Origin of the sequence: Variovorax sp. KK3, assembly GCF_001984055.1 — a bacterium.
Taxonomy (GTDB): domain Bacteria; phylum Pseudomonadota; class Gammaproteobacteria; order Burkholderiales; family Burkholderiaceae_C; genus Variovorax.
The window spans coordinates 1-24,487 of record NZ_LYVO01000059.1 but is presented as its reverse complement, the minus strand read 5'-3'; the positions used below and the strand labels follow the sequence as shown (position 1 = coordinate 24,487).

Below are 24,487 nucleotides of genomic sequence, written 5' to 3'. Positions count from 1 at the left end.
GAAAACGTCCAAAGGAATCCTTCATGCCCAAGTCTGCATTGCTCGCCGTGGCCCTCGCCGGCGCCACGGTCGCCCTCGTCACCGCCTGTGCCACCGGGCCGACCGGCGGGCAATCGATGAGCTTCTTCATCAGCAGTACCGGCAGCGGCAAGGGGGCCGACCTCGGCGGCCTCGCGGGTGCCGATGCGCTTTGCCAACGGCTCGCGGGCACGGCCGGTGCCGGCGGCAAGACCTGGCGCGCCTACCTGAGCGTGCCTCCCACCTTTCCGCAAGGCAGCACGCCCGGCGTGGCCGCCGTCAACGCGCGCGACCGCATCGGCACCGGCCCCTGGCACAACGCCAAGGGCGACCTCATCGCGCGCGACCTGGCGCATCTGCACGACGGCAACAACATCAGCAAGGCCACGGCCCTCGACGAGCGCGGCAACCCGGTGCGCGGGCGCGGCGACAACCCCAACGAGCACGACATCCTCACCGGCTCGCGTGCCGACGGCAGTGCCTTCGCACCGCAGACCGACACCACCTGCGGCGCCTGGACCAAGAGCGGCGCCGAAGGCTCTGCCGTGGTCGGCCACCACGATCGCAACGGCCCGATGCCGGAAGCGTGGGCCACGTCGTGGAACTTCTCGCACCAGTCGGCCGGCTGCAGCCAGGAAGCGCTGGTCCGCACCGGCGGCTCGGGCCGCCTCTACTGCTTCGCGGCCAGGTGATCCATGCGGGGCGCGCCTGATTGCGCGCCTTGCCGCGCGTCCCGCATCAGGCGCTCGGCCACCAGCTCGAGAAAGAAGAAGCCGAACTTCGGGTTCTGGTAGTACATCTGCCGCACCTCGTCGTAGGTGACAGCCAATAGCGCGCCGCTCTCTTCGCAGACCACCGTCTGCGTTCGCCGGTGCTCTTTGGTGATCAGGCCCAGTTCGCCGATGACCTCGCCCTGCCCCAGGGCGACGTCTGCTTCCACCGCGCGGAAGCGGCCGCTCAGCACGAACAGCACCTCGGCCGCATCGTCGCCACGGTTGAAGAGCGTGTCGCCCGCCTGCACCACACGCCGGCGCGAAAAAGGCTTGAGCCACTCGATGGACAGCCGGCTGCCCGCGATCTCGCGGATCTGGCGTGTGAGTTGCAGCAGCTGCCTCAGCCGCCACACGTTCAGCGGCAGCAGCGCCAGGTGCAGCAGCAGCACGGGGTAGACCGCACCGAACGCACCGTAGCTGATGAAGGCCAGGTTGGCCACGATGCCCGCCATGCGCAGGTGCACCATCGTCTTCATCGAGAAGGTGGTGAGCGTCAGCAGCGCGCCCAGGTAGCCGAAGAGTTCTGTCCATTGCATGCGGCGATCTCCGTGTCTGAGCCGGGCACGCCGAGGGACGCACGCGGCGCCCGCGAAGGCCGTCGGCTAGTCGAACACCTCGTTCCCGTCCGGCTCGTAATGCGGCACCCCGTTCATGCCCTGCCGCAGCTGCGACAAGGCCCAGTACATGCGCCGCCGTGCCCGGCTCTGGTTGCCCAGCGGCCGGTGCTCGGCGATGGTATGCCAAGGGTTGTACGAAAGCCTCCTCGCAAACGCGATCTGCGCCGGCGAATCGAAGCGCTGCCGCGGAATGCGCAGCGTGGCGACGCTGACGCGCGGCGACAGCTTCTCGGGCCACAGCACGCCGGCGTTCTCGATCGGCATGCGGTGCGGGTCGGTCTGCATCTGCAGGCGGATGTCGAGTTCCACGTCGCGCTCGGCCAGCGTGTTGACCATGGCGATGCGCAGGTAGTCGTCGGGCGGCCGCAGCGGCAGGCGCGGAATGGGCGTGCGCTTCGCCGACGTCGGCCACACCGAGTACTGCATGGCCTGGCCCTCGCCCATCAGGTAGGGCACGCAACTGAAATACGGCGCCTCGAAGGGACTCGACTGCGTCTTGATGAAGAGCGACTGCATCACCAGGTCGAGGATGTGCGACTCGCGCAGATTCACGAAGTAGAAGAGCTGCGCGTTCTTCACGCTCTCGATCTGCAGCGCCGCATTGGCCTTGACGTCCGGCGTGACGAAGGTGGGCGTCGACACGCCGAACATGTCGAGCGTGTGCTGTTCGTCGTCCATCAGCTTCGGGCCCGGCACGCCCAGGAGCTTGATGCTGATGCTCATGAAGCCCACGTCCTCGATGTCGGGCGTGATGTAGGGGCCCGGGCCCGAGAAGCGCACCCACGCGCGAAAGGTCTGCGGCTTCGCGTAGATGCCGCGCTTCATGTGCGGCGGGATGTCGTCGTGCACCGTGAACTCGGCGCGCACGAGGCCCTGCGTCTTGGTGTTGCCGCCGCGCTCGAAGCCACCAGGTTTCCACAGGTCGCGCATCTGCTGCGTGAAGCTCTCGACGATGGAGTCGACGAACTTCTCTTCGTCCGGCAGCAAGCGTTCTTCGGCAATGGCGAGGCCCTCGTCGGTGCGGCGGCTGTTGATCAGCGCCGTGGTCAGCCGCGCGAGCGGATCGCGCAGCAGCGCGTCGAAGGCCGGGCGCACGAAGGGATCGAAGCGCCGCTCCAGCTGCAGCAGGGCCATGCCCGAATCGCTGATGAAGTTCTTGAGCGCCGAGCCGGTGTTGGCGCGCGGCGCGGACCGGCTGGCGTTCGAGTCGGGGTTGGCGTTCTGGTCGTTCATCGTTCCCCCACCTCCGACAGGTAGCGCAGCGCCCGCAGGCCGGGCAGGAAGAAGTACGCGCCGCCCTGCACGGTCACGAACTGCGGCAGGCCGGCGATGCGGCGATCCGGGCCGTCGGCGATGGGTATCGAGAAGCCGTCCGTGGGCCGTCCGTCGGGCCCCGGCTGCCGATGCCCCAGCAAGGGGTCGGATTCGCCGGAGAGGCCGTCGAAGCGCGTGCCGGCCAGCCACGCGCTCTGCACGAACTCGAATTGCCGCCCGATGTTGGTTGCGAGGCAGACGAAATGCAGCCCGGTTTCCTGGCCCGGCTCGCCGCCGTACTTGCGACCGCGCCGCAGCAGGCGGTGAAAGCGTGCCGAGGCGACCAGGTCCGGCCGCAGCGGGTCTGCGCCGAAGCCCAGGCGCCGCCACAGTCGCGACAGCGGGTTGTCGAAGCCGGGCGGCAGGTCGGCATTGCGCGGGTTGGCGCGCCGCACGTGCGCGCCGATGGGGCAGCGCAGGCCTTCGGGATCGGCCGCGTAGGTGAAGCCGTTCCGCGCCTGCTCCTTGATGTCGACGCCGTCGATGCGCTCCTGGCCCGGTCCCATCAAGGACTCGCCCGTGGCGATGCTGCGCCCGACCATGGCCTCCGCCACGCGCCGACGCAGTTCGGGGTTGCCGCCGGACTCGCGGTCGACGAATTGCCAGAAGCCGCCCACGTCCTGCGCCAATTGACGCACCACCAGGTAGCTGCCGTTGCGACCCAGGTCCGCCTGCTCCGGCGCCTCTTCGGCACGCGCCAGCCATTCGCCGGGGTCGCGCTCGGGCGCGAGCAGGGGCCGGTCGGTGTAGGCGCCGTATTCGTCGGGATAGCCCAGCAGGAACTCGCCCAGGCAGCTGCGGTTGGTGAACTCGAACTGCTCCTCGTCGCGCGCCGGGCGACTGCGCTCCCAGTCGAGCTCCGGCTGTGAGATGCCATCAACGAAGCCGAAGGGCTCGGTCGGCCCCAGCGTGGCGGTGCGCAGGCACCCGTCTTCCATCAGCGTGAACGCGCCGCCGGACTCGGCCAGCACGCGGGCCTGGAAGGCGTCGAGCTCATCCGGCGATCGGGCGTAGAGCATCAGCATCAGGTGCGGCACGTCGTAGGCGTTGCCGCCCCAGCGCCACGCGGCAGGGTCGTTCGCGCCGACGTCGCCGAGCCGCCGCGCCCGGCTGGCATCGCCGCCCATGCCGGCCAGGAACTCGGGTGCGAATCCGTCGACGACGTCCTTCGCGAGCCCCAGTTTCGACAACCCCGGTGCGCTGAAGGCGACCTGCAGCGCAGTCTCCGGCAGTTGCGCCCGCTCGACCGCGGTCGCGACGTCGGCACGCCTCAACCAGCTTCGCGCACCGACCGCATCGCGGATGTGCAGCAACAGGAAGCAGGCCTCGGGCAACTTCTTGTAGCCATAGCGCACCAGGCCCTGGATGTCCTCGAACTCCACTGGCGGTGCGGTGCTCATAGCAGCCTCAGCCAGGCCAGCGCCTCGGCGTCGCTCATGCCCACGCGCTCGAAGCCTTCGCGGATGCGCCGGTTGCGTTCGAGGTCGCTCAGCGTGAGCCCGGGGTAGGCCTTGTACCAGACCTGCGTGGGCAGCTGGTGGCCGCGCTGGTAGTGCTTGAAGGGCAGCTCGCGGCGAGCGCCGCGCTTGATGAGCCAGTCGGTGCGCGGCCAGCCGAAGCCGTTGCTGAACACCAGGTTCAGGCCCCACGCCACCTTGTTGATGAAGTCGTCCATGTAGGCCTCGTGGCTGCCGTCGTAGTTGCTGGCGAACAGCACGCGCGCCTTGTTGTCGAGGAAGACCCAGTGCGCGAAGTGGATGGTGCGCACACGTGCCAGGTGGCCGCGGCCGAAGACGTGGCGGCAGGCCCAGGCGATCGCCCACAGCAGCACCTGCACCAGCCCACGTCGAAACGCGCCCGGCTTGACGGCGCCGAGGGCGGTGAAGCTGTTGCTGAGGTCGTGGTCCTCCAGCGCCTGCATGTCGAGCACGGCGGCGGCGCTCGGGCGCGGACAGTATTCGGGATCGCGCTTCTCGTGCCGGCGCAGCAGCCAGAGCACGACAGGCAGCGCCACGATCAGCAGCGGCCACAGCACGAGCAGCGCCACCGGCAGCGAGAGCGCATGCAGCGCGTTGCCGATCCACCAGCCGATCGGCGTGGGCTCGGGCGGCGTCAGCAAGAGGTGGCCGGCTGCCTGCTGGGTGCGCACGTGGTTCAGCAGGCTGCGCCGCAGTGCCTGCGGGTCGGTCACCGGGTCGCGCACGCCGCGCCGCAGCCGCGCCGACAAGGCCCGCTGCAAGGCGCTTTCTTCATGCACCTGCTGCACCGTGCGGCCGATGCGGTTGACGTAGGGCGCGGCCACCGGGCGGTCGTGCTCGAGCATCCATTCGAGCAGGTCGTCGCGAATGTCGAGCCCGCGGCAGTGCGCGAAGATGCGCCGCATGCCTGCACCGGCGCGCTGCACCATGTCGGCCAGCAGGTCCAGCGCGGGGCCGTCGCAGTCGCCCATGAAGAGCAGGTAGGCGGGCAGCCGCGGCCGCGGCAGGCCGAACACGTCCAGGTCGGCCATGGACTCGTCGCCGAGCATCGCGAAGCGCGCGAAATGCAGCGTCGGAAATGCGCCGAAGGGCAGCATGGGATTCGCGGGGTCGGCCATGCCCGGCTTGTCGTTCATCGACTCCAGCAGCTTGCGCAGGCTCGCCTCGCGGCCGGGTGAGATGGCCGCCACCACCACGAAATGCGATTGCGGCGTCACTGCACCCTGGGCTCCGTGGCTGCAGGGCTAGAACCGCAGACTGAAGTCGATCAGCCGTTCCTTGCCCCAGTACACCTTGCCCAGGTAGAAGCCCGGCGATATGAGGCGGATCTCGTCGCGGATCCAGTGCGCCACCACCGACGTCGTCGAGTAGTCGAGCACGATGCATTCCTTCTGGTCCATCCAGCTCTCGCCCTTGTAGACCTTGGCGACGATCGCCTGGATGCCGAAAGGGCTCACCTTGTTCTTGAGCACGCCGTTGGCGGGGTCGAAGACCTTGCCCTGCCAGCCGAAGAAATTGATCATCTTCGCGATCGACTCGGTGTAGCGCGTACCGGGTGCGATGATCGCGGTGCCTTCGGCCTCACCCTCGGGTATATCGCCGGGCGGACTGGCGGTGAACAGCGCGTCGAGCTGTTGCTGGGACATGTCGAGCAGTTGTTGTACATCGTAGGCCATCGCCATCTCCTCGATTGAAGACCCCCTGAAGACTCGTCCTGCAAAAGTGTCGGCCTGCGGCCCGGTGGCCGTCAATGTGCCGAAAGTGGTGTACGCGACGCCGCGCGCAGCACCGCATCGGCGGCCTTCTCGCCCACCATGTACACCGCCGACGCCAGAAAGAAGCCCGGGATGTGCGGAAACACCGAGGCGTCGACCACGCGCAGCCCGGCCACGCCATGCACTGCGAAGTCGCCGTCGAGCACCCCGCCCTGCTCCCTGGGGCCGATGGCGCAGGAGCAGGAGGCGTGGTGGCCCCAGGCGGTATCGCGCACGTAGTCGGCCAGCGCCTCGTCGCTCTGCACGGCGGGGCCGGGCGCGACCTCTTCGGCGATCCAGCCCTTGGCCAGCAGCGGCGCCGTCATGCGGCGCACGCTGCGGATCGCCTCGACCACCGCGCGCAGGTCGTCGCCCCGTGGATCGTCGGTGCTGTCGAAATAGTGAAAGTCGACCACCGGCATGTCGCGCGGATCGGCCGAGCGCAGGCGCACGGTGCCGGCGCGGTTGCGCGTATGGGCCTTGAGCACGGCCCAGGTCAGCTGGTCCGGCTGGTCGCGCACCAGTTCGGAGAACTTGGGGAAGTAGCCCTCGAAGCGCGCCAGCAGCGCCATGCTGAACAGGTCGGGCTCGTCGCCCGGCTGCATGGCCGCGGCGGAGCGCTGCACCACGCCCAGCGCTGCGCCGTTGCTGGCGTACATGCCCAGGCGCCCTTCCTGCCAGCGCCGCCACAGCGTGTCGTGGCGGTCGAAGCGCGCACCGGCCAGCACCTCCCAGGGCCGGCGCATGCGGTGCGTCACGGCGATCTCGTAGCGGTCTTGCAGGTTGCGGCCGACGCCGGGCAGATCGGTGCGCAGCGCGATGCCGTGGCGGCGCAACTCGTCGGCCGGCCCGATGCCCGAGAGCATCAACAGCTGCGGCGTGTTGAAGGCGCCGCCGCACAGAATGACCTCGCGCCGCGCCCGCACCTCGCGCCGCTTGCCCTCGGATGGGTTCGGCGACGCGTGCGCACGGTACAGGTGCGCGCCCTTCTGGTACTCGACACCGCAGGCGGCACCCGATTCGTCGAACAGCACCCGCGTCGCGAGCGCGTCGAGCTCGATGTGCAGATGCTTCGGATGCCACTCCGCCACCTTGAGCAGCCGCTCGCGAATGCCCACGCGGTGGTGCGCGGAGGTGGACAACGGCGTGTAGCAGAGGCCTTCGAAGCTGCCCGGCCGCCATCGCCGCGAATTCGGATCGCCCAGCCCGCCGCGCACCCAGCGCAGCGTGCTGAGCAGCGGCGTGGGCAGGCTGCGCGTGAACACGCTGGCGGTGTCGCGCAGCACGCGCAACAGGCCGTCGTCGCCGAGCACCGACAGCGGAATCGCTTTCTCAGTGCGCAGCCAGCCGCCCCAGCCGTGGCCGGTGGGGTCGAGGCCCACGTGCCGCAGCGCGCGCCACAGCGGCCGGTGGTTGCAGTCCTCGATCTTGCGGGCGTAGCGGCGCATGCTGGTGGCGCGCCACGAGCGGTCGCCGGTCAGCCGCGCGATGCGGTCCCAGTCCGACGCATGCGGCAGCATGAAGATCATCGCGTTGTGCGTGCTGCAGCCGCCCAGCGCCGCGGCGCGCGGGTACAGCACGCCCTGCCCCGGCTCGTACTTCCAGTCCCTGGCCTGCCGCGCCTCGTCGTCGTAATGGCGCACGCGAAAGTTCCAGCTGATGGCGGGGTTCTCGCAGGCGAAGGCGTGGAAGGCGGGCACGTCGTAGTCTTCCGGCATGCGCGCGGCCGACGCGCGCGGATCGCCGCCGGCCTCGAGCAGGAAGACGCGCATGCCGGTTTCCGCGAGGCGCGCCGCCAGCGTGCCGCCGCCGGGGCCGGAGCCGACGATCACGTAGTCCCATTCGCCGTTGTCGGGTGGTGGCATCTGGTTCGGGCAGTCGCTCGGAAGCTCAGAAGGTCTTGAGGAAAGCGATCAGCGCGCGCTTGTCCTCGTCGCTCAGTTCGGGTTCGCGGCCGAAGCTCTTCTCGTCCTCGCTCAGGCCCTCTTGCCGGTTGAACTCGGCCGTGCCGAAGTAGTGGCCGCGGTTCACCACGAAGTCGGGGCACTTGCTCAGCTGCATCATCGGCTCGCGCAGGCGCGCGAAGTGCGAGCGCAGCTGGTCGTCGTCGGCATTGTCGGGCGCGCTCTTCAGCGCCTGCTTGAGCTCCACCAGCAACTTGCCCGCGTCGCGCACGTGCGTGGCCTTCTCGTGCAGCGTGTCGCCCTCGGCGCGCAGCTTCAGGTTGGCCAGCAGGGCCACCGGCACGCCCTTGGGAATGGGCCCGAGCACGATCTCGCCCTCTTCCTTCACCAGCCATGGCAGCCAGCGGTGCAGCGTGCCCTGCATCGGCTGCAGCGCCTCGGGCACGAAGCCGCTGGGCACGGTGACGGTGCTGCGCTCGGTGGTGCGGTCGATCAGGCCGCCGGCCTTCTCGCCCAGCACAGGGTCGCGCTCGCGCCGCTCGGGCCACAGCATCTGCTCGATCGAGGCCTGGAAGCTGCGCACGCGCGCATCGACGGACGGGTCGATGTCGAAGGGCCCGACCGTGTTGTTCAACAAGAAGGGCGCCGTCGACCAGGCGCTGATCAACGAAGGCACGCGCGTGTAGCCGCGGCCACCGGCCGGCATGGCGTAGGCACGCGCTTCCCCGGTGAACGGGTCGCGCAAGGTCACGCTGCCCACGGACGGCAGGTTCTTGTAGGTCTGCGACGAGAAGTCGTTCCAGATGTTGCCGACCAGCGCGTTGGTGGCCAGCGGACTGCAGATGTTGGTGCGCAACAGCGTCGACGGGACGCGGGCATCGGTCGACAGATAGTTGCCCTGCAGGAAGTCGGGCGCCTGCACCACCGTGCGCATCTGGGCCTTGTACTCGTCGGTCTGGGTCCACTTCCAGTAGCGCTTGAAGCAGTCGAGGTAGCCCGGGCCTGCGCATTTGGCGGCCGTCAGATCCAATGCCGGCGGGGGCATCGGCGCCTTGCTCGAATGGCAGCGTGCGCAGGTGTCGGCGAAGGCGGTCTTGCCGCGCTCCACGGTGGCCGCGTCGGCATCGAGGTGTGCGTTGCCACCCGGTGCGTCCTTCAGGTGGTCGGGCTGTGCGGCCTTCAGGAAGAACAAGGCCGTGTCGGGTGTGCCGGCCTCGGTCGCCTGCCAGTAGCCGGAGTTCTTCTTCGCGGTGGCGATGGGTATGGGCGTGATGGTCTTGCCGCCCACCACGGGGTTGAAGTGCAGCAGCCACTCTTCGCTGAAGAGGCCGATGTTGAGGTACACGCGGTTCAGCGCGCCGAGCAGGCCGACCGAATCGGCGCCGTCCTTCAGCACGTGCGGCGTGCGCACCGTGTCGGGCTTGGTAAAGAAGTCGAGCAGCGGCCCGCTGGCGACGACGTCGTTGAACTGCCGGTTGTCGAGCTCGCCGCCGGCCAGCTTCTCTTGCCCGATTCGCTTCGCCATGCCCATGCGGCCGCCGAACTCGTACACCGCGTTCATGGTGCGCGGGTTGTTGATGCTGTCGGTCGACACGAGCGACGTGTCCATGGTGCCCGGCCGGTAGGTGTGCGCCAGCTGGAACATGTAGTTGGTGCGGCCCTCGGGCTTGTTGGCGTTGTGGATGAAGAGCCGGTCCACCCACATGTATTGCGCACCCACCGACGAACTCAGGTTCTCGAATTTCGGCGCGTTCGGGTCGGCCGGCGGCTTGGTCGGACTCGGCCCGATGTGGCAGAAGCCGCAGGACATGCCCACGCGGTAGGGCCGCACCAGGTCCTTGCGGTTGTAGTAGGCCGGGTCGGTGTAGTAGCGGTCGGCATCCCATTCCTTCGCGGCCTTGGCATCGAAGTCCGGATTGGGAAAGAGCCGCAGGCCGGCAATGCCGGTGCCCCAGCCGTAGAACGAGCCCACCGGCTGCGTGCTGCCGTCGCCCAGGTTCTGCCCGCGGGAACCGGTCTTCACGCCGGGGTACTTGCTCTCGTTCTCGAAGGGGTCGGGCCCGCAGTCCTTGCTGCGCACGTCGAGCCAGAGGCCGCGGCGGGCCTTGTCGGGCGCGGCGGCGGCATCGAAGCACGGCTCGTTGACCAGCCCGAAGTAGCTCCAGCGGTTGGCGCGCGAATAGCCCAGGCTCGGATGCGAGCTGACGATCTTCAGCAGGTCGAAGGCGCCGAACGTGTAGTCGGTCATCTTCGACCAGAAGCGGTCGTTGCCGCCGCTCCATACCAGCCACATGTTGCGGCCCTTCACCTCCTCCGGCGAGAGGGCGACGCCGCCGTCCATGTCACGGAAGTAGTCCTCGGTGGCGTGCGGAAACGACGCACCTTGGCGTCCCACCTGCAAGGCCTCGTCGAGCACCTTGCCCGGCTCCGGCCCGCGCGAGCAGGCCGCAAGCCCCATGACGACCACCAGCGGCGCCAGCGTCGCCGCAGTGCAGCGTCTTGAGATCATGGCCATTTCTCCTGCGTCCGACAACGTCGGTGAACGGGCGATCACGAGGCGCAGTGTGGGCGGGGGGCTGGGGATTGGGTATTGGCCATGTGGGCTAACCAAAGGGCATAGGAAGGCACGTCCGGTGGCCGTGCTTCCCGACCCAGGGCTGCCGGGCGGCTGCGTAAGATAGGGCCCGGGCCCCGCACCATGGCGGCCCGCCACCATCGCAACCACGAAAGGCAGCCACATGCGAGAGGGCCCGGGCAGCTCGACGCCCCATGAGGCGAACCAGCCAGCCGATGCAGCCGCCATGGCGGCGCTGATGCGCGGCCACGACTGGTCCCGCTCTGCGCTCGGGCCGCCGGAGCAATGGGCGCGAGCCCTGCGCGCCGCGGTGTCGATGCTGCAGGACGCGCCCGTTCCGATGTGGCTGGCCTGGGGCCCCGAACTGAGCCTGGTCTACAACGCCTCCTATGCCCGCATGCTGGGCAGCAAGCATCCGCGTGCGCTCGGTGCGCCTGTGCGCGAGGTATGGGCCGAGATCTGGGCGGACGTGGGCGAGCTCGTGGCGACCACGCTGTCGGGCCAGGCCCTGTACCGGGAGAACCTGCCGCTGCTCGTCAACCGCGAGGGGCGTAGCGAGCAGGCGTGGTTCACCTTCTCGTATTCGCCGCTGCGCGACGACGACGAAGTCGTACGCGGCGTGGCTTGTACCGTCTGGGAAACCACCGCCAACATGCTGGCCCAGCGCAAGCTCGCCGAAAGCGAATCGCGGCTGAAGGCGTTGACGCTGGCCAGCACCAACGTGATCTACCGCATGAGCGCGGACTGGACCCGCATGCTCGAACTCAACGGCCAGGGTTTCGTGGCAGACACGCCCACGCCCAGCGCCGAGTGGGCGGACGACTACATCCACCCCGACGACCGCGCCGAGGTGAATGCGGCCATCCAGCAGGCCATCCGCACGCGCAGCAAGTTCGAGCTGGAACATCGCGTGATCCAGGTCGACGGCAGCCTCGGCTGGACGCTGTCGCGCGCCATCCCGGTGCTGGACGAGCGCGGTGAGATCGTCGAATGGTTCGGCACGGCCGCCGACGTCACCGGCCGCCGCCAGGCACACGAAGCCTTGCAGGACACCAACCGGACCCTGGTGCGCCGCATGGAAGACGCCCTGGCGCAGCGCAAGCTCTTCGCCACCATCGTCGAGTCCACCGAAGCGATGGTGCAGGTGGTGGACACGCAAGGGCGTTGGCTGGCGCTGAACCGGGCGGCACGCCATGGGCTGGGAGCGGTCTACGACGCCGAGCCGGGCGTCGGCGGCAACGTCTTCGAGCATCTCGCCCCGCATGCCGAGGCCTGGGAGGCTGCATGGCGCACGGCCCTGGCCGGCAAGGACCACACGACGCTGGTGCCCTTCGGCGACCCCGCTTCGCAGCCTCGTACCTACGAGGTCAGCTTCAGCACGCTGCGGCACGACGGCGGCGAGACCTTCGGCGTCTACCAGTTCGCGGTCGACGTGACGGAGCGCATCCACGACCAGCAGCGGCTCAAGGAGGCCGAGGCCGCGCTGCGCCGCGCGCAGGAGCACGAGAGCGAAGAGCGCTACCGGCTGGCCGTGCTGGCCACCAACGACGCGATCTGGGACTGGCGCATGTCCGACGGCCACGTGGTGTGGAACAAGGCGCTCGCGACCCTGTTCGGCCACGAGCGCGAGGAAAGCTCCGCGGACTGGTGGCTCGAGCACATCCATCCCGACGACCGGCCACGCATCGACGCGAGCATCCACGCCGTGATCGAGGGCGGCGGCACGGGCTGGTCCGACGAGTATCGTTTTCGCCGCGTCGACGGCAGTTATGCCGACATCTTCGACCGTGGCGCCGTGTTGCGCGACGCACGCGGCGAGCCGCGCCGGATGATCGGCGCGATGCTCGACGTCACGCAGCGCAAAGCCGCCGAGACGGCACTGCGCGAAAGCGAGCGCATGTTCCGCGCGCTGTTCGAGACGATGGACGAGGGCTTCTGCATCATCGAATTCTTCGACGGGCCCCATGGTCCGTTGAGCGACTACGTGCATGTCTCGGCCAACCCGGCCTATGCGGCCAACGCCGGCATTCCCGACGTGGTGGGCCAGAAGGTGCGCGAGATGGTGCCCGACGAGGCCGCCGAATGGGTCGAGACCTACCGCCGCGTGCTCGTCACCGGCGAACCGGTGCGCTTCGAGCGCGAGCTGGTCGCGACCGGCCGCTTCCTGGAACTGGCGGCCTTTCGCATCGACCCGCCGGAGCGTCGGCAGGTCGCGGTGCTGTTCCAGGACATCACGAAGCGCCGCCGCGCCGAGCAGGCGCTGCACCAGCTCAACGAGACGCTGGAGGGTCGCGTCGCCGAAGAACTCGCGGAGCGCATCAAGACGCAGGAAGCGCTGCGCCAGTCGCAGAAGATGGAAGCGGTCGGCCAGCTGACCGGCGGCCTCGCGCACGACTTCAACAACATGCTGGCCGTGGTGATCGGATCGCTGGAACTCCTGGGCCGCCGTTCCGTCGACGGCGACCCGCGCGCCAAGCGTTACGTGGATGCCGCCAAGGACGGCGCCCGGCGCGCCGCGCAGCTCACCCAGCGCTTGCTGGCCTTCTCGCGCCAGCAGCCGCTCAAGCCCGAGTCGGTGGATGCCAACAAGCTCGTGGCCGGCATGTCCGACCTGCTGCGCCGCTCGCTGGGCGGCGCCATCCGTCTCGAAACCGTGCTGGCGGGCGGCCTGTGGCGCTCGCATGCCGACCCGAACCAGCTCGAGAGCGTGATCCTGAACCTCGCCGTCAACGGGCGCGATGCCATGCCCGACGGCGGCCGGCTCACGGTCGAGACGGCGAACTGCCACCTCGACGAACGCTATGCCGCCAACCACCTGGGCGTGCCGGCGGGGCAGTACGTGATGGTGGCGGTCAGCGACACGGGCTCGGGCATGCCGGCCGAGGTCGTGGCCAAGGCCTTCGATCCGTTCTTCACCACCAAGGAAGTGGGCCGCGGCACCGGCCTGGGGCTGAGCCAGGTCTACGGCTTCGTCAAGCAGTCCGGCGGCCACGTGAAGATCTACTCCGAACTCGGCCAGGGCACGGTCGTGAAGGTCTACCTGCCCCGCCTGGCCAATCCGCCGAGCGAAGAAGCGAAGCCGGACGCCACGCCGGAGATCGCGCTCGGCGACAGCGGCGAACTGGTGCTCGTGGTGGAAGACGAGGCCGCGGTGCGGCAGTTCTCGGTCGATGCGCTGGTCGAACTCGGCTACCGGGTGCTCGAAGCCGATGGTGCCGCGGCGGCCCTGAAGCTGATCGATGCGCACCCCGAGATCGCCCTGCTGTTCACCGACGTCGTCATGCCCGAAATCAACGGCCGCAAACTGGCCGACGAAGTGCTGAAGCGCAGACCCGGCCTGCCCGTTCTGTTCACCACCGGCTACACGCGCAACGCGGTGGTGCACAACGGTGTGCTCGACCCTGGCGTGCACCTGATCGGCAAGCCCTTCACGATCGAGGAACTGGCGACGCGCGTTCGGGCGTTGCTCGACTCGCGAAAGGTCGACCCGGCGGCGGAGTGAGCGACGTGGGTCTCGCCGGCGGCGCTATCGCGGCGCGGCGACGGGCACGCCCTCGCGGCTCGGCCCTTTTCCGATCATCAGCCACGCGCTCAAAGCGCTCAGCAATGCGAGCGCTGCGCAGATCAGCATCACCCACCGGAAGCCCGCAACGAAGGACGCCGCCACCGCGCCCTTGAGCGCCGCTGCGGTGGCCGCGTCGACCCCTGGCGGCAGTTCCGCCCCCGCCAGCTTGCTGCGCTGATCCTGCAGGAATGAACTGGCCTGCGCAGAAGCGCCCGCGTCGCGCAATCCGTCTGCCAGGGCCGCATCGAAGACCGACGCCATCACCACGCCGAACACGGCGATCGCCAGCACCGAGGCCGCACGCGACACGGCGTTGTTGACGCCCGAGGCCACGCCCGCCGATTCGGGCCCGACCGCGTTCATCACGGTGGTCGTGAGTGGCGCCACCGTCACCGTCATGCCGAAGCCCAGCACCACCACGGCTGGAAAGAACGCCGTCCAATAATTGACGCCGACGCCCGGCACCGCGAAGAGCGCGAAGCCGGCCGCGGCGATGGTCGGCCCCACCACCAGCGGTAGCCTGGACCCGAATCGATCGACCAGCTGCCCGGCCCAGCCCGAGAGCGCGAACATGATCAGGATGAAAGGCAGCAGGGCCGCGCCCGCCACCGTGGCGGAGTAGCCCTGCACCTGGATCAGGTTGAGCGGAAAGAAATACAGCCCGCCACCCAGCGCCGCATACAGCAGCAGCGTCAGCAGGTTGGCGCCGCCGAAATTGCCCATGCGCAGCAGCTTCAGCGGCAGCATCGGCGCGGCGACGCGGCGCTCGACCTGGACGAAGACCAGGCTGGCCACGATACCGACGGCCAGCGCCGCCAGTACGGCCGCCGAGCCCCAGCCCTGGGTGGGCGCTTCGATGAAGGCATAGACGATGCCGCCCAGCGCGGCGGTCGCGAGCAGCGCACCCCAGGCATCGAGCCCGCTGCCGGCAGCGCTGCCGCGGCTTTCGGGCACGTGCCGCCACACGATCCACAGCACCGCCAGCGCCATCGGCACGTTGACGAGAAAGGCCCAGATCCACGAGTAGTGGTCGACCAGAAAGCCGCCCAGCACCGGCCCGATGGCGGCCGTGATGCCGCTGGCGCCGGACCAGGTGCCGATGGCGCGGCCGCGTTCCTTCTCCGCGAAATTGGCGCTGATGAGCGCCAGGCTGCCCGGCACCAGCAGCGCGCCGCCGATGCCCTGCACCGCACGCGCCAGGATCAGCTGCTGCACGCTGCCCGCGAGCGCGCAGCCCACCGAAGCCAGCGCGAACAGCACCACACCGAGCGCGAAGATGCGCCGCCGCCCGAACAGATCGCCGAGCGAGCCGCCTACCAGCAGCAGCGCGGCCAGGAAGAGCGCGTAGGACTCCACCACCCACTGCGCCTGAAAAGCCGTGGCCTGCAGGTCGCGCTGGATGGCCGGCAGCGCCACGTTGACCACGGTGCCATCGATGAAGGCCATGCTCGACCCGATGATGGCCGCGGCCAGCACCCAGGGCTTAGACGACGGCGGACAAGGCGCGGCGTCGCAGCCGTGCCGGATCAGGGTGTCGTCGCCCGGGGGCTTGCCGATCTGACTCATGGGGGGGAGTATCGGTGCGAGAGCGGCTGCGTCCAAACGCTTCGGGTTTCCGAGGTGGCAGCGTTGGAGCTACTCAGCACACCCGCGCGCGGAGCAGCACGTCGGTGTCGAGCATCACGCGCATCTGCCGGAGTGCTCGTCGCCGCCAAGCCTCAGGCGTGGCCGACGCTCGCCTGCCGCACCCGCAGCATGCTGCACACCGCCGCCACCGCCGCGCAGGCCGCAGCCAGCCCCAGCGCGATGAAGGGGCCGCGGCCCTCGTGGGGCGCCCAGGTGCTGAAAATGCCTGCCAGCAGCACCGCGCCCAGCGTCTGGCCCGTGAGGCGCGCGGTGCCGAGCATGCCGCTGGCGGCGCCGCTGCGGTGCGCCGGCGGCGAGGTCACGATGGTGTGGTTGTTCGGCGACTGGAACAGGCCGAAACCCAGGCCGCACAGGGCCATGCGCCACACGATGTCGGCGTTGGCCGGATGCGCCGGCAACGCGGCCAGCAGCACCAGGCCCAGCGCGAGCAGGCTCAGGCCGATGCCGCCCAGCCAGCCGTCGGGGTAGCGGCCGATCAGCCGGCCGGCGATGGGCGCCATGACCACGATGGCCAGCGGCCAGGCGGTGATCAGCAAGCCGGCTTCGACGTGCGTGCGGCCGAAGATGTCGAGCAGCAGGAAGGGCAGCGCGATGAAGGACAGCATCTGCGCGCAGAAGGCCCCGACCGAGGTGCCCATGGACAACGCGAACACGGGAATGCGCAACAGGTCGACCGGGAACAAAGGCAGCGCGAGCGCGCATTGGCGCCGCAGGTAGAAGAAGCCGACCGCCACGCCGGCGGCCAGCAGCATCCAGGCGCCGGCTTCGGGCCCCTGCCCTGCTCCGCTGCGGACGCCCAGGCGATCGGCGCCGACGAAGATCAGCGCGAACATCGCGACGTTGAGCAGCACGTCGACCCACGAGAAGCGCGAGCCCTCCGCCGCGGCGGCCGGGCGTGGCGCCGGCAGCGCCCGCGAGCCCAGCGCGAGCACCAGCACGCCCAGCGGCAGGTTAAGCGCGAACAGCCAGGGCCACGAGGCCACCGAAAGAATCGCCGCCGCCACCGAGGGCCCGGCGACCGAGGCGCCCGCGACCACCACCGAGTTGATGGCCATGCCGCGGCCGAGCTGCTCGCGCGAGAAGACCAGGCGCACCAGTGCCGTGTTGACGCTCATGAGCCCCGCCGCGCCCAGGCCTTGCAGGGCGCGTGCGGCGATCAGCGTGGCCAGCGAATCGGCCAGCATCGCGCCCAGCGAGGCCACCGAGAACAGGGCCATGCCGACCAGGTAGACGCGCCGGTAGCCGATCAGGTCGCCGAGCGACGCCAGCGGCAGCAGCATCACCAGCGTGGCGATCTGGTAGGCGTTGACGACCCAGATGGCGTGTGCCGGATCGGCTTTGAGCTCGCGCGCGATGCCGGGCAGCGCCAGGTTGACGATGGTGCCGTCGAGCACCGCGACCGTGATGCCGAGGATGATGACCAGCATCGCCCAGCCGCGTTGCGGCGACGGCAGCCCGTCTGCGACGGGCGCCTGGGCGAGTGCCGCGGCATCAGCGGGCCGCATAACCCTGAGGGCGGCGCCCGCCCAGCGTGAACCAGCACACCAGCAGCGCGATCAGCGCGCCGGCCGCCATGCCTGTGACCATGGGCAGCGGCTTGCCGTCGGTGAACAGGCCGACCACCGACATGGCCACTGCACCGGTCAGCATCTGCAGCGTGCCCATCAGGGCCGAGGCCGTGCCTGCGATGGCGCCGTGCTCCTCGAGCGCCAGCACGGCGGTCGTGGGAATGACCAGGCCCATGAAGCCGCTGGCGACGAAGTACAACACGATCAGCACGGCCAGGCGGTCGCCCCCGGCCAGGTAGTAGAGCCACATGGCCACCATGACCATGCCGCAGGCCGTGACGCTGGCCTTGACCACGCGGACGATGCCGAAGCGCTCGCACAGCAGGCCGTTGAGCTGGGCCGCACCGAAGAACGCGGCGGCGTTGATGCCGAAGGCCACGCTGTAGAGCGTGGGCGAGAGGCCGTAGTGGTCGATCATCACGAACGAGGAGTTCGCCAGGTAGGTGAAGAAGCCCGCCATCGCGAAGGCGCCGATGAGGACCAGGCCCATGAAGTGCCCATCGCGCAGCAGCACCCAGTAGCCGGAGAGCGCGCTGCCCAGGCTGCTCTCGACGCGCTCCTCGGCGGGCCGGGTTTCCCGCAGCGTGGCGGCCGTCAGCGCCAGCCCCGCCACGGCGGCCAGCGTCACCGCCCAGAACACGCCGCGCCAGCCGGCGAAGGCGATCACCGCGCTCCCGGCCAGCGGCGCCAGAATGGGCGAGACGCTGAAGACCAGCATCAGCAGCGACATGAGCCGCGCCGCGTCGTTGCCCGTGTGGAGGTCGCGCACCACCGCGCGCGGAATCGCCATGCCGGCCGCTGCACCCAGGCCCTGCACGAAGCGCAGCGCGATCAGCGTGTGGATGTCGGTGGCCAGCGCGCAGCCGATGCTGGCCAGCGCGAAAAGGCCCAGCCCGAAGTACATCGGCGGCTTGCGCCCCACCATGTCCGACACCGGGCCGTAGAGCAGCTGGCCGACGCCCAGCGAAATGAAGAAGGCGGTCAGGCTCACCTGCACCGGGCCGATGCCGGCGCCCAGGCTGCTGCCGATCTCGGGCAGGGCGGGCAGGTACATGTCGATCGCGAAGGGGCCGATGGCCGACAGCAGGCCGAGCACCAGCGCGATCTTGAAGAAGCGCGAGGAAATCATCGCCCGATTGTGACGACGCCGGCAAAGGTCGGCCGCGTGCGCAATGCGCGCTGCTGTGCTAGACCCACCGGACGCGTGGTCGGTCGACGCCTCGCGCAATGGGGTTCGCAGTGCTGTCACGAAGCACGGCTACCTTGAATTCATTCCATTCGACCGAGGAGGCCCCGATGAAGCTGAAGGAATTGAGCCTGGCCACATTCAATCTGTACAACCTCAACGAGCCGGGCCTGCCTCTCTACGCCGACAAGGATGGCTGGACGCAGGACGAATACGATCTGAAGATCGCGTGGACGGCGCGGCAGTTGCGCATCCTGAAGTCGGACATCTTCGGTTTCCAGGAACTGTGGCACGCCGCCTCGCTGCACCGCGCGCTCGACGAGGCGGGCCAGACGGACGAATACGACGTCGTCGCGCCGACCGATGCCGATGGTTCGCACATCGTCTGCGCAGCGATCGTGCGCAAGGGGCTGCTCGTCGGCGAGCCGGACTGGATCAGCGCCTTCCCGGACAAGTTCAAGCTCCAGTCCCGGGGCGATGATCCTCAGACGCCCTTGATCGACGTGGGCATCAGCGGCTTCTCCAGGCCGGTGTGCCATTTCACGATCCGTCCGCGGGAGGACGAACCGGAGGTCCACGTCTACGTGTGCCACTTCAAGTCGAAGGCGCCGACCAAGGTCTTCAACGAACCCTGGTTCAAGGGGGACCGCGCCGCCTACGCCATGCATGCGACGGCGCTCGGCGCGGCGCTGTCCACGATCCGCCGCACCGCCGAAGCCGCGGCGCTGCGTTTTCTGCTCACCGCGCAGTTGAAGGGCAACGACACGCCGGTCATCGTGCTCGGCGACATCAACGACGGCCAGCACAGCAATACCGCGAACATCCTGACCGAACAGCCCAGGTACCTGGTCGGCGATTCGGTGGGCGGCGGCGACGTGGCGCTCTACACGGCGCAGACGTTGCAGGAGTACCGGGACACGCGCGACGTCTACTACACCCACGTGCACCAGGACCTGCGCGAGTCGCTCGACCACATCCTGGTCAGCGAGCAGTTCTACGACAACAGCCGCAAGCGGCGCTGGCTCTTCGATGGCATGGCGGTGAACAACGACCATCTCAATTTCGACGACCACAAGGCCGACGGCACCAACGACCACGGCGTCATCCGCGCCGTGTTCAAGCACAAGCCCATCAAGCTGCAGCCGTAGCGGCGCGCGCCGTTCAGAACAATGAGCCGGTGTCGCTTTCCGGCGGGCGCGCCTGCTCGATGGCCAGCATCCTGAGCTTGGACACGGCGCCGCCGTGCGCCGAGAAGCCGCCCGGCTTGCCGCCCGCGGCCAGCACGCGGTGGCAGGGCACGACCGGAGCGAAAGGGTTGTGGCCCAGGGCCTGGCCGACGGCACGCGAGAGGGTCTTGTCGCCCAGCTCGGCCGCGACGTCGCCGTAGGTGCGGGTGCGGCCCGGCACGATGCGGCGGGATATCTCGTACACGCGACGGTGGAAGTCGGGCACCCCGTCGTAGTCGAGCGCGATCTCGGCCAGGTCGAACGGTTCGCCGTCGAGCAAGGCGCGGATGGCATTGCAGGCGTTCTGCACGACGGCGGGCGGCGCGACTTCCGGCACCTGCGGAAAGCGCCGCTGCATGCGGGCCCGGGTGGCGCCTTGCCCGCCCTCGGGCAGCTGAACGCCGACGATGCCGTGCGCGCCCCAGGCGATACCGCAGGCGCCGATCGCGGTGTCGAACAGCGCGAAGCCCTCGGCGCTGCGCATGGTGTCAGGCCGCGCAGGGATCGGCGGCGTTGGCCTGCTGCGCCTTGGCGCTGCGTGCGATGGCGTCGGCCAGCCGCGCGGTGGCCCGGCGCGTGCCGAGGGCCAGGGACTCGATGCCGCCCGGCGCCGGTTCGGACACGAAAAGCTGGCAGCCGATGGGCGCGCCCTCTTCCGTACGGCGCAAGGTCCAGCCGAAGCCGGCATCGACGCGGCTGCCCTCGACGGCATCGAACTGCTGCACCTGCACGGCGATACGCAGGCCGGGCTGGATGCGCGGGCGTGCGCTCCGGGTCGCGTCCACGGCGCCGAGGCGCTGCGCGATGGCGCTCGACAAGGCATCGCGCAGTTCGCTTTCGAAGGACGAGGCCCAGCGATGCTGATCCAGGATTCGGACCTGCGCGCCGGCGTCGGCGCCCTTCTCCCGCACGACCATCTGCGGACGCGCCAGGCGCTCGGGCATGGCCAGCGGTGCGAGCTCGATGAAGCCGTTCGCCCCGCTGGCCATGGCCCGCGGTGACGAATCGGACTCGGCCAGGCTGTAGTACTGCGGCGGGTTGTTCGCGGCGCAGCCGGCCAATGCCAGCAGGGCCGCGATGGCCGCAACGGCCCCGATGGCGAACCCGCGAGACGGGTGCTTGCTCATTTCTTCTTGTCCTCCGGTTTGCCGCGGATCAGCGATTCGGGATGCTGCTCGAGGTAGTCGGTCAATATGCGCAGCGAACTGGCCGCGCGCGTCACCTCTTGCAGGGTCTGGCGCATGTCGGTCTGCAGCGGCGAATCGTCGGCCAGCGTCTTCTCGGCGCTGTTGAGCGTCTTGCGCACGTCCTTCATGGCGGCCGTCATCTCGGGGCTCACGTCGTTCTTGAGGCTGTTGGCCAATTGCTCGGCGCTCACGAGCGTCTTGTTCAGCGTGGCCATGGCCTTGCGCAGGTCTTGCCCGATCTCTTCGAAGGGCACCTTGTTGAGCTTGCGCGCGATGTCGCCCACCTGCGCCTGGATCTCATCCAGGCTGTTGGCCACGGTGGGCAGCTCGATCGGGTTCTGCGTGAGGTCGACCTTGGCCGGCGGCGCCTTGGGGAAGAAGTCGAGCGCCACGTAGTTCTGCCCGGTCAGCAGGTTGCCGGTGCGCAGCTGCGCGCGCAAGCCCTTGTCGACCAGGAACTTCAGGCGCTCCAGCTGGGTGTGGCGCGGTTCGTTCGATTCGCCGCGGCGCAGCCGGTCGGGATAGACCTGGATCAGCACCGGCATGCGGAACTCGCGCTCCTGGCGATCGAACTCGACGCCGATGGACTTGACCTCGCCGAGTTCGACACCGCGGAAGTCGACCGTTGCGCCCGGCGAAAGGCCGCGCAGCGACTGGTTGAAGTACAGCAGCAGCGTCTGCGACGGGCCGTCGGGCGCCTTCATGGCGGTGGCCTCGTCCTCGGCCAGCGCGAAGGCGGTGTTTTCCTGGGCGGCCGGGCCCATGACGTCCTCGGGCGCCTGAAAGGCGATGCCGCCGAGCAGGATGGTGGCCAGCGACTGGGTGCGCAGCTTCACGCCGTTGGCGCTGAGGTTCACGTCGACACCGCTCGCATGCCAGAAGCGGGTGTTGACGCCGACGAACTTCTCGTAGGGCGCATTGATGAACGCACGCAGCGTGACGCCGCGGCCATCGCCGTCGAGCTCGTAGGCCACGATCTGGCCGACCTTGATGCGGCGGAAGTAGACCGGCGAGCCGAAGTCGAGCGAGCCGATGTCGCGGGCCCGGAGCAGGAACTGCCTCCCCGAAGCGTCGCGCGTGACGATCGGCGGCACTTCGAGCCCCGTGAACTCGCCGGACGTTTCTTCCGAGCTGCCCGCATCGGCGCCGATGTAGGCGCCCGACAGCAGCGTGCCCAGGCCCGAGATGCCGGAGGTGTCGAGACGCGGGCGCACCACCCAGAAGCGGGTGTCCTGCGCGGTGAAGCTCTTGGCCTCCTTGGTCAGCTGCACGAGCACGCGCACGTGCGAGCGGTCGTTGGCCAGGCGGATGCTCTGCACGGTGCCGATCTGCACGTCCTTGTACTTGACGGCGGTCTTGTTGGCCTCCAGGCCCTCGGCCGACTTGAACGTCAGCACCACCTCGGGCCCGCGGTCGATCAGGATGCGCGCCACCAGCGCGATGCCGACCAGCGCCGCCACGATCGGGATCAGCCAGATCAGCGAGGGCAGCCAGTTGCGGCGCCTCACCACCCTCGGCTGGGCCAGCGGAGGCTTGTTGTCCACGTCGTCGCTCATGCGGTGCGTTCCTTGGTCGGCATGCGGGGGTCGGGCTCCTGGTCGCGGTTCGGGTCGGGTTTCGGGTCGTCTTGCATCACGTCGCGGGTGTCCCAGGTCAACCTCGGGTCGAAGCTCAGCGAGGCCAGCATGGTCAGCACCACCACCGCACCGAAGGCCCCGATGCCGACGCCCGCGGTAATTTCGGCGAAGCCCTGGATGCGCACCAGGCCGGCCAGCAAGGCCACCACGAAGACGTCGAGCATCGACCAGCGGCCGATGACTTCGAGCATCTGGTAGAGCCTGGCGCGTTCCGGCTGCCTCGCGCTGCTGCGCCGCTGGGCCATGATGACCAGCAGCACCAGCGACGTAAGCTTGAAGAGCGGCACCAGGAAGCTGGCGATGAAGATGATCGCCGCCAGCCCGTAGGAACCCGAGATCCAGAAGTAGATCACGCCGCTCAGGATGGTGTCGTCCTGCGAACCCAGCAGGCTCGTGGTGATCATCACCGGCAGCAGGTTGGCCGGCACGTACATGAAGCAGGCCGCGATCAGGTAGGCCCAGGTACGCTGCAGGCTCTGGGGCTTGCGCCGGTGCAGCGTCGTGCGGCAGCGCGCGCACGGCTCGCCCTCGGCGGCGTCGCGCCAGACGGTGCCGCAATGCGGGCAGGCGCGCAGGCCCATCTCGGCGGCGGTGCGCAACGGCGGCTCTGAATCGGTCATGCCTGCTGGCCCGGGCGCGGCTCGAAGGCCATTTCCCAGAAGGTGCGCGGATTGAAGGCCAGCACCGCCGTGAGCAGCACGGTAAGCCCCACGAAGGCCCACAGCGCCGGCCCCGCGATCACCTGCGCCAGGCTCGACAGCTTGACGATCGCGACCAGCACGCCGAGCAGGAAGACTTCGATCATTCCCCATGGCCGCAGCACCTGCAGGATTCGCACCAGCACGTCGAAGCCGGCCGGCCGGCGTTCGCGGGCCATCGGCGCCAGCAGGTAGAACAGGATGCACAGCTGCACCAGCGGAAACAGGATGGTCGTGGCCAGCACCAGCAGCGCCACCGGCGACATGCCCTCGCGGCCGAGCACCAGCACCGCGCCGGCCAGCGTGGTTTCGCTGTGCAGGCCCTGCAGTTCGATCTCGACGATGGGGAACAGGTTGGCGATGGCGAACAGGATCAGGCTGGCAACGGTGAGCGGCAGCACACGCGCGGCCTGGTCGCCGGCATGCCGGTCGAGCTCGGCACCGCAGCGGCTGCAGTGCGACACCTCGCGCCGGCGCAGCTTGCGACGCTGATACACCGCGTCGCAGCCTTCGCAGACGATGGCTTCGGGGACTTCGTTCATGCGGGGGCTATTGTGCGGGACGGGGCGGTGGCGGGTGTAGGTTCACGCCTGCTGATGGCGCGGCATTCCAATCGACCTGTTCCTACGCCTGATTCAACGTCTCGTACCCTGCGAGCGCGGCCAAGTCGTTGCTGACACATTCGAGTTCGACGGTGTGTACGGTCATGAACGAACTGGACTGGTTTCAAGTCGCTCGATTCTATGTATCCAACTTGTGCCAAAAGCCCCAACCCGAACGAGGGCGGCGCTACCGAGCTACAGCCCGCCCCCTCATCCTGAAGTGACGTCCTTCATCGCCCAGCGCACAATGGCAACCCATGCGTCCGCTCCTCGCCTTTGCCGTCGCCGCCCTGCTCGCGCCGCTGCCTGCGGCCGCCGAGGTGATCCGCTGCGCCGATGAGGCCGGCAACGTGAGCTACACCGACGGCCGCTGCCCGGCAGGGACGAAGCAGGTGGGTCGCGTGCCGATTCAGGAGCCTGCGCCGCTGAGCGAGGCAGAGATCGAGCGGCGCCGGCAGGCGCAAGAGGCAGAGGCAGCCGCCCGCGCGAGCGCACTGCGGCGCGAGCCGGCAGCACCGGCGGTACCACCGCCGACGACCTCGTCGGGCCCCATCATCATCGACGGACGCGGCAACAGCGGCGGGAGCGCCATCGCCGGGCGCGACGACACGGGCGTGGTCGACTACGGCTATCCCTACCCGTATCCTTACCCTGGCGTGTACAACAACCCCGCTGCACGGCCTCGCGACATGCGCCCGCGCATCCGATCCTGCGACGGCGCCGGCTGCGTCGATGCGC

Annotated in this window: 19 protein-coding genes; 4 read left to right on the top strand and 15 right to left on the bottom strand. The window is 69.1% G+C overall.

Features of this window, described 5'->3' with window-relative positions; genetic code table 11:
- Positions 1-23 precede the first annotated feature (23 nt).
- On the top strand, positions 24-710 hold the full coding sequence (locus B0W80_RS23995) for a hypothetical protein (RefSeq protein ID WP_077001673.1): 687 nt from the start codon (positions 24-26) through the stop codon (positions 708-710).
- Here B0W80_RS23995 and B0W80_RS23990 read toward each other — a convergent pair.
- From B0W80_RS23990 to B0W80_RS23960, 7 genes are all read right to left on the bottom strand, one after another.
- Entirely contained in the window at positions 689-1,327 is a 639-nt protein-coding gene (locus tag B0W80_RS23990; RefSeq protein WP_077001672.1) for a Crp/Fnr family transcriptional regulator, read from the bottom strand. The genes B0W80_RS23995 and B0W80_RS23990 overlap by 22 nt on opposite strands.
- Before the next feature lie 66 nt (positions 1,328-1,393).
- Positions 1,394-2,641 carry a hypothetical protein gene (locus B0W80_RS23985; RefSeq protein ID WP_218668943.1) on the bottom strand — a complete coding sequence of 416 codons (1,248 nt, stop codon included), beginning with the start codon at positions 2,639-2,641 and terminating at the stop codon, positions 1,394-1,396.
- The gene (locus B0W80_RS23980; protein WP_077001671.1) at positions 2,638-4,122 is read right to left on the bottom strand and encodes a hypothetical protein; all 1,485 of its coding nucleotides are present in this window, start codon (positions 4,120-4,122) and stop codon (positions 2,638-2,640) included. The genes B0W80_RS23985 and B0W80_RS23980 overlap by 4 nt, the downstream gene beginning before the upstream one ends.
- Positions 4,119-5,417, bottom strand: coding sequence for a hypothetical protein (locus B0W80_RS23975; RefSeq protein WP_077001670.1), 1,299 nt, complete (start codon positions 5,415-5,417; stop codon positions 4,119-4,121). The genes B0W80_RS23980 and B0W80_RS23975 overlap by 4 nt, the downstream gene beginning before the upstream one ends.
- A gap of 27 nt (positions 5,418-5,444) precedes the next feature.
- Entirely contained in the window at positions 5,445-5,876 is a 432-nt protein-coding gene (locus B0W80_RS23970; protein ID WP_077001669.1) for a hypothetical protein, read from the bottom strand.
- 71 nt (positions 5,877-5,947) lie between these two features.
- Complete coding sequence (locus tag B0W80_RS23965) at positions 5,948-7,819, bottom strand: GMC family oxidoreductase (protein ID WP_077001668.1); 1,872 nt, start codon at positions 7,817-7,819, stop codon at positions 5,948-5,950.
- Positions 7,820-7,844: 25 nt separating this feature from the next.
- The gene (locus B0W80_RS23960) at positions 7,845-10,367 is read right to left on the bottom strand and encodes a hypothetical protein (RefSeq protein WP_256856673.1); all 2,523 of its coding nucleotides are present in this window, start codon (positions 10,365-10,367) and stop codon (positions 7,845-7,847) included.
- 229 nt (positions 10,368-10,596) lie between these two features.
- Here B0W80_RS23960 and B0W80_RS34515 point away from each other — a divergent pair, with 229 nt between their 5' ends.
- On the top strand, positions 10,597-13,935 hold the full coding sequence (locus tag B0W80_RS34515; RefSeq protein WP_083745585.1) for a PAS domain S-box protein: 3,339 nt from the start codon (positions 10,597-10,599) through the stop codon (positions 13,933-13,935).
- A 24-nt stretch (positions 13,936-13,959) separates the two neighbouring features.
- Here the strand turns inward: B0W80_RS34515 and B0W80_RS23930 are convergent, their stop codons facing one another.
- The 3 genes from B0W80_RS23930 to B0W80_RS23920 all read right to left on the bottom strand — a co-directional run bounded on the left by B0W80_RS23930 (position 13,960) and on the right by B0W80_RS23920 (position 18,342).
- Entirely contained in the window at positions 13,960-15,564 is a 1,605-nt protein-coding gene (locus B0W80_RS23930) for an MFS transporter (protein ID WP_077001666.1), read from the bottom strand.
- A gap of 152 nt (positions 15,565-15,716) precedes the next feature.
- Positions 15,717-17,150: an MFS transporter gene (locus B0W80_RS23925; protein ID WP_077001665.1), complete on the bottom strand. Its 1,434-nt coding sequence runs from the start codon at positions 17,148-17,150 to the stop codon at positions 15,717-15,719.
- A complete protein-coding gene (locus B0W80_RS23920; RefSeq protein ID WP_077001664.1) occupies positions 17,137-18,342 on the bottom strand; it encodes a multidrug effflux MFS transporter in 1,206 nt (401 codons plus the stop codon). The genes B0W80_RS23925 and B0W80_RS23920 overlap by 14 nt, the downstream gene beginning before the upstream one ends.
- Before the next feature lie 167 nt (positions 18,343-18,509).
- Here B0W80_RS23920 and B0W80_RS23915 point away from each other — a divergent pair, with 167 nt between their 5' ends.
- Complete coding sequence (locus B0W80_RS23915) at positions 18,510-19,547, top strand: endonuclease/exonuclease/phosphatase family protein (RefSeq protein ID WP_077001663.1); 1,038 nt, start codon at positions 18,510-18,512, stop codon at positions 19,545-19,547.
- 13 nt (positions 19,548-19,560) lie between these two features.
- Here the strand turns inward: B0W80_RS23915 and B0W80_RS23910 are convergent, their stop codons facing one another.
- From B0W80_RS23910 to B0W80_RS23890, 5 genes are read right to left on the bottom strand one after another with little or no spacing between them, the layout of a single operon-like run.
- Entirely contained in the window at positions 19,561-20,109 is a 549-nt protein-coding gene (locus B0W80_RS23910; RefSeq protein WP_077001662.1) for a methylated-DNA--[protein]-cysteine S-methyltransferase, read from the bottom strand.
- A gap of 4 nt (positions 20,110-20,113) precedes the next feature.
- The gene (locus tag B0W80_RS23905; protein WP_077001661.1) at positions 20,114-20,752 is read right to left on the bottom strand and encodes a membrane integrity-associated transporter subunit PqiC; all 639 of its coding nucleotides are present in this window, start codon (positions 20,750-20,752) and stop codon (positions 20,114-20,116) included.
- A complete protein-coding gene (locus B0W80_RS23900; protein WP_077001660.1) occupies positions 20,749-22,368 on the bottom strand; it encodes an intermembrane transport protein PqiB in 1,620 nt (539 codons plus the stop codon). Before B0W80_RS23900 ends, B0W80_RS23905 begins: the two co-directional genes overlap by 4 nt.
- Positions 22,365-23,069 (bottom strand): paraquat-inducible protein A, encoded by a 705-nt coding sequence (locus tag B0W80_RS23895; RefSeq protein ID WP_077001659.1) that lies wholly within the window; start codon positions 23,067-23,069, stop codon positions 22,365-22,367. Before B0W80_RS23895 ends, B0W80_RS23900 begins: the two co-directional genes overlap by 4 nt.
- A complete protein-coding gene (locus B0W80_RS23890) occupies positions 23,066-23,689 on the bottom strand; it encodes a paraquat-inducible protein A (RefSeq protein WP_077001658.1) in 624 nt (207 codons plus the stop codon). Before B0W80_RS23890 ends, B0W80_RS23895 begins: the two co-directional genes overlap by 4 nt.
- 317 nt (positions 23,690-24,006) lie before the next feature.
- Between B0W80_RS23890 and B0W80_RS23885 the strand changes: the two genes are divergently transcribed.
- The coding region (locus B0W80_RS23885; protein ID WP_143684763.1) for a DUF4124 domain-containing protein at positions 24,007-24,487 on the top strand (481 nt) is incomplete at its 3' end.

What these genes read in the sequence shown, in the direction of transcription:
- B0W80_RS23995 (WP_077001673.1), top strand. Translation starts at nt 24, where the DNA reads ATGCCCAAGTCTGCATTGCTCGCCGTGGCCCTCGCCGGCGCCACGGTC.
- B0W80_RS23990 (WP_077001672.1), bottom strand. Translation starts at nt 1,327, where the DNA reads ATGCAATGGACAGAACTCTTCGGCTACCTGGGCGCGCTGCTGACGCTC.
- B0W80_RS23985 (WP_218668943.1), bottom strand. Translation starts at nt 2,641, where the DNA reads ATGAACGACCAGAACGCCAACCCCGACTCGAACGCCAGCCGGTCCGCG.
- B0W80_RS23980 (WP_077001671.1), bottom strand. Translation starts at nt 4,122, where the DNA reads ATGAGCACCGCACCGCCAGTGGAGTTCGAGGACATCCAGGGCCTGGTG.
- B0W80_RS23970 (WP_077001669.1), bottom strand. Translation starts at nt 5,876, where the DNA reads ATGGCCTACGATGTACAACAACTGCTCGACATGTCCCAGCAACAGCTC.
- B0W80_RS23965 (WP_077001668.1), bottom strand. Translation starts at nt 7,819, where the DNA reads ATGCCACCACCCGACAACGGCGAATGGGACTACGTGATCGTCGGCTCC.
- B0W80_RS23960 (WP_256856673.1), bottom strand. Translation starts at nt 10,367, where the DNA reads ATGATCTCAAGACGCTGCACTGCGGCGACGCTGGCGCCGCTGGTGGTC.
- B0W80_RS34515 (WP_083745585.1), top strand. Translation starts at nt 10,597, where the DNA reads ATGCGAGAGGGCCCGGGCAGCTCGACGCCCCATGAGGCGAACCAGCCA.
- B0W80_RS23930 (WP_077001666.1), bottom strand. Translation starts at nt 15,564, where the DNA reads ATGAGTCAGATCGGCAAGCCCCCGGGCGACGACACCCTGATCCGGCAC.
- B0W80_RS23925 (WP_077001665.1), bottom strand. Translation starts at nt 17,150, where the DNA reads ATGCGGCCCGCTGATGCCGCGGCACTCGCCCAGGCGCCCGTCGCAGAC.
- B0W80_RS23920 (WP_077001664.1), bottom strand. Translation starts at nt 18,342, where the DNA reads ATGATTTCCTCGCGCTTCTTCAAGATCGCGCTGGTGCTCGGCCTGCTG.
- B0W80_RS23915 (WP_077001663.1), top strand. Translation starts at nt 18,510, where the DNA reads ATGAAGCTGAAGGAATTGAGCCTGGCCACATTCAATCTGTACAACCTC.
- B0W80_RS23910 (WP_077001662.1), bottom strand. Translation starts at nt 20,109, where the DNA reads ATGCGCAGCGCCGAGGGCTTCGCGCTGTTCGACACCGCGATCGGCGCC.
- B0W80_RS23905 (WP_077001661.1), bottom strand. Translation starts at nt 20,752, where the DNA reads ATGAGCAAGCACCCGTCTCGCGGGTTCGCCATCGGGGCCGTTGCGGCC.
- B0W80_RS23900 (WP_077001660.1), bottom strand. Translation starts at nt 22,368, where the DNA reads ATGAGCGACGACGTGGACAACAAGCCTCCGCTGGCCCAGCCGAGGGTG.
- B0W80_RS23895 (WP_077001659.1), bottom strand. Translation starts at nt 23,069, where the DNA reads ATGACCGATTCAGAGCCGCCGTTGCGCACCGCCGCCGAGATGGGCCTG.
- B0W80_RS23890 (WP_077001658.1), bottom strand. Translation starts at nt 23,689, where the DNA reads ATGAACGAAGTCCCCGAAGCCATCGTCTGCGAAGGCTGCGACGCGGTG.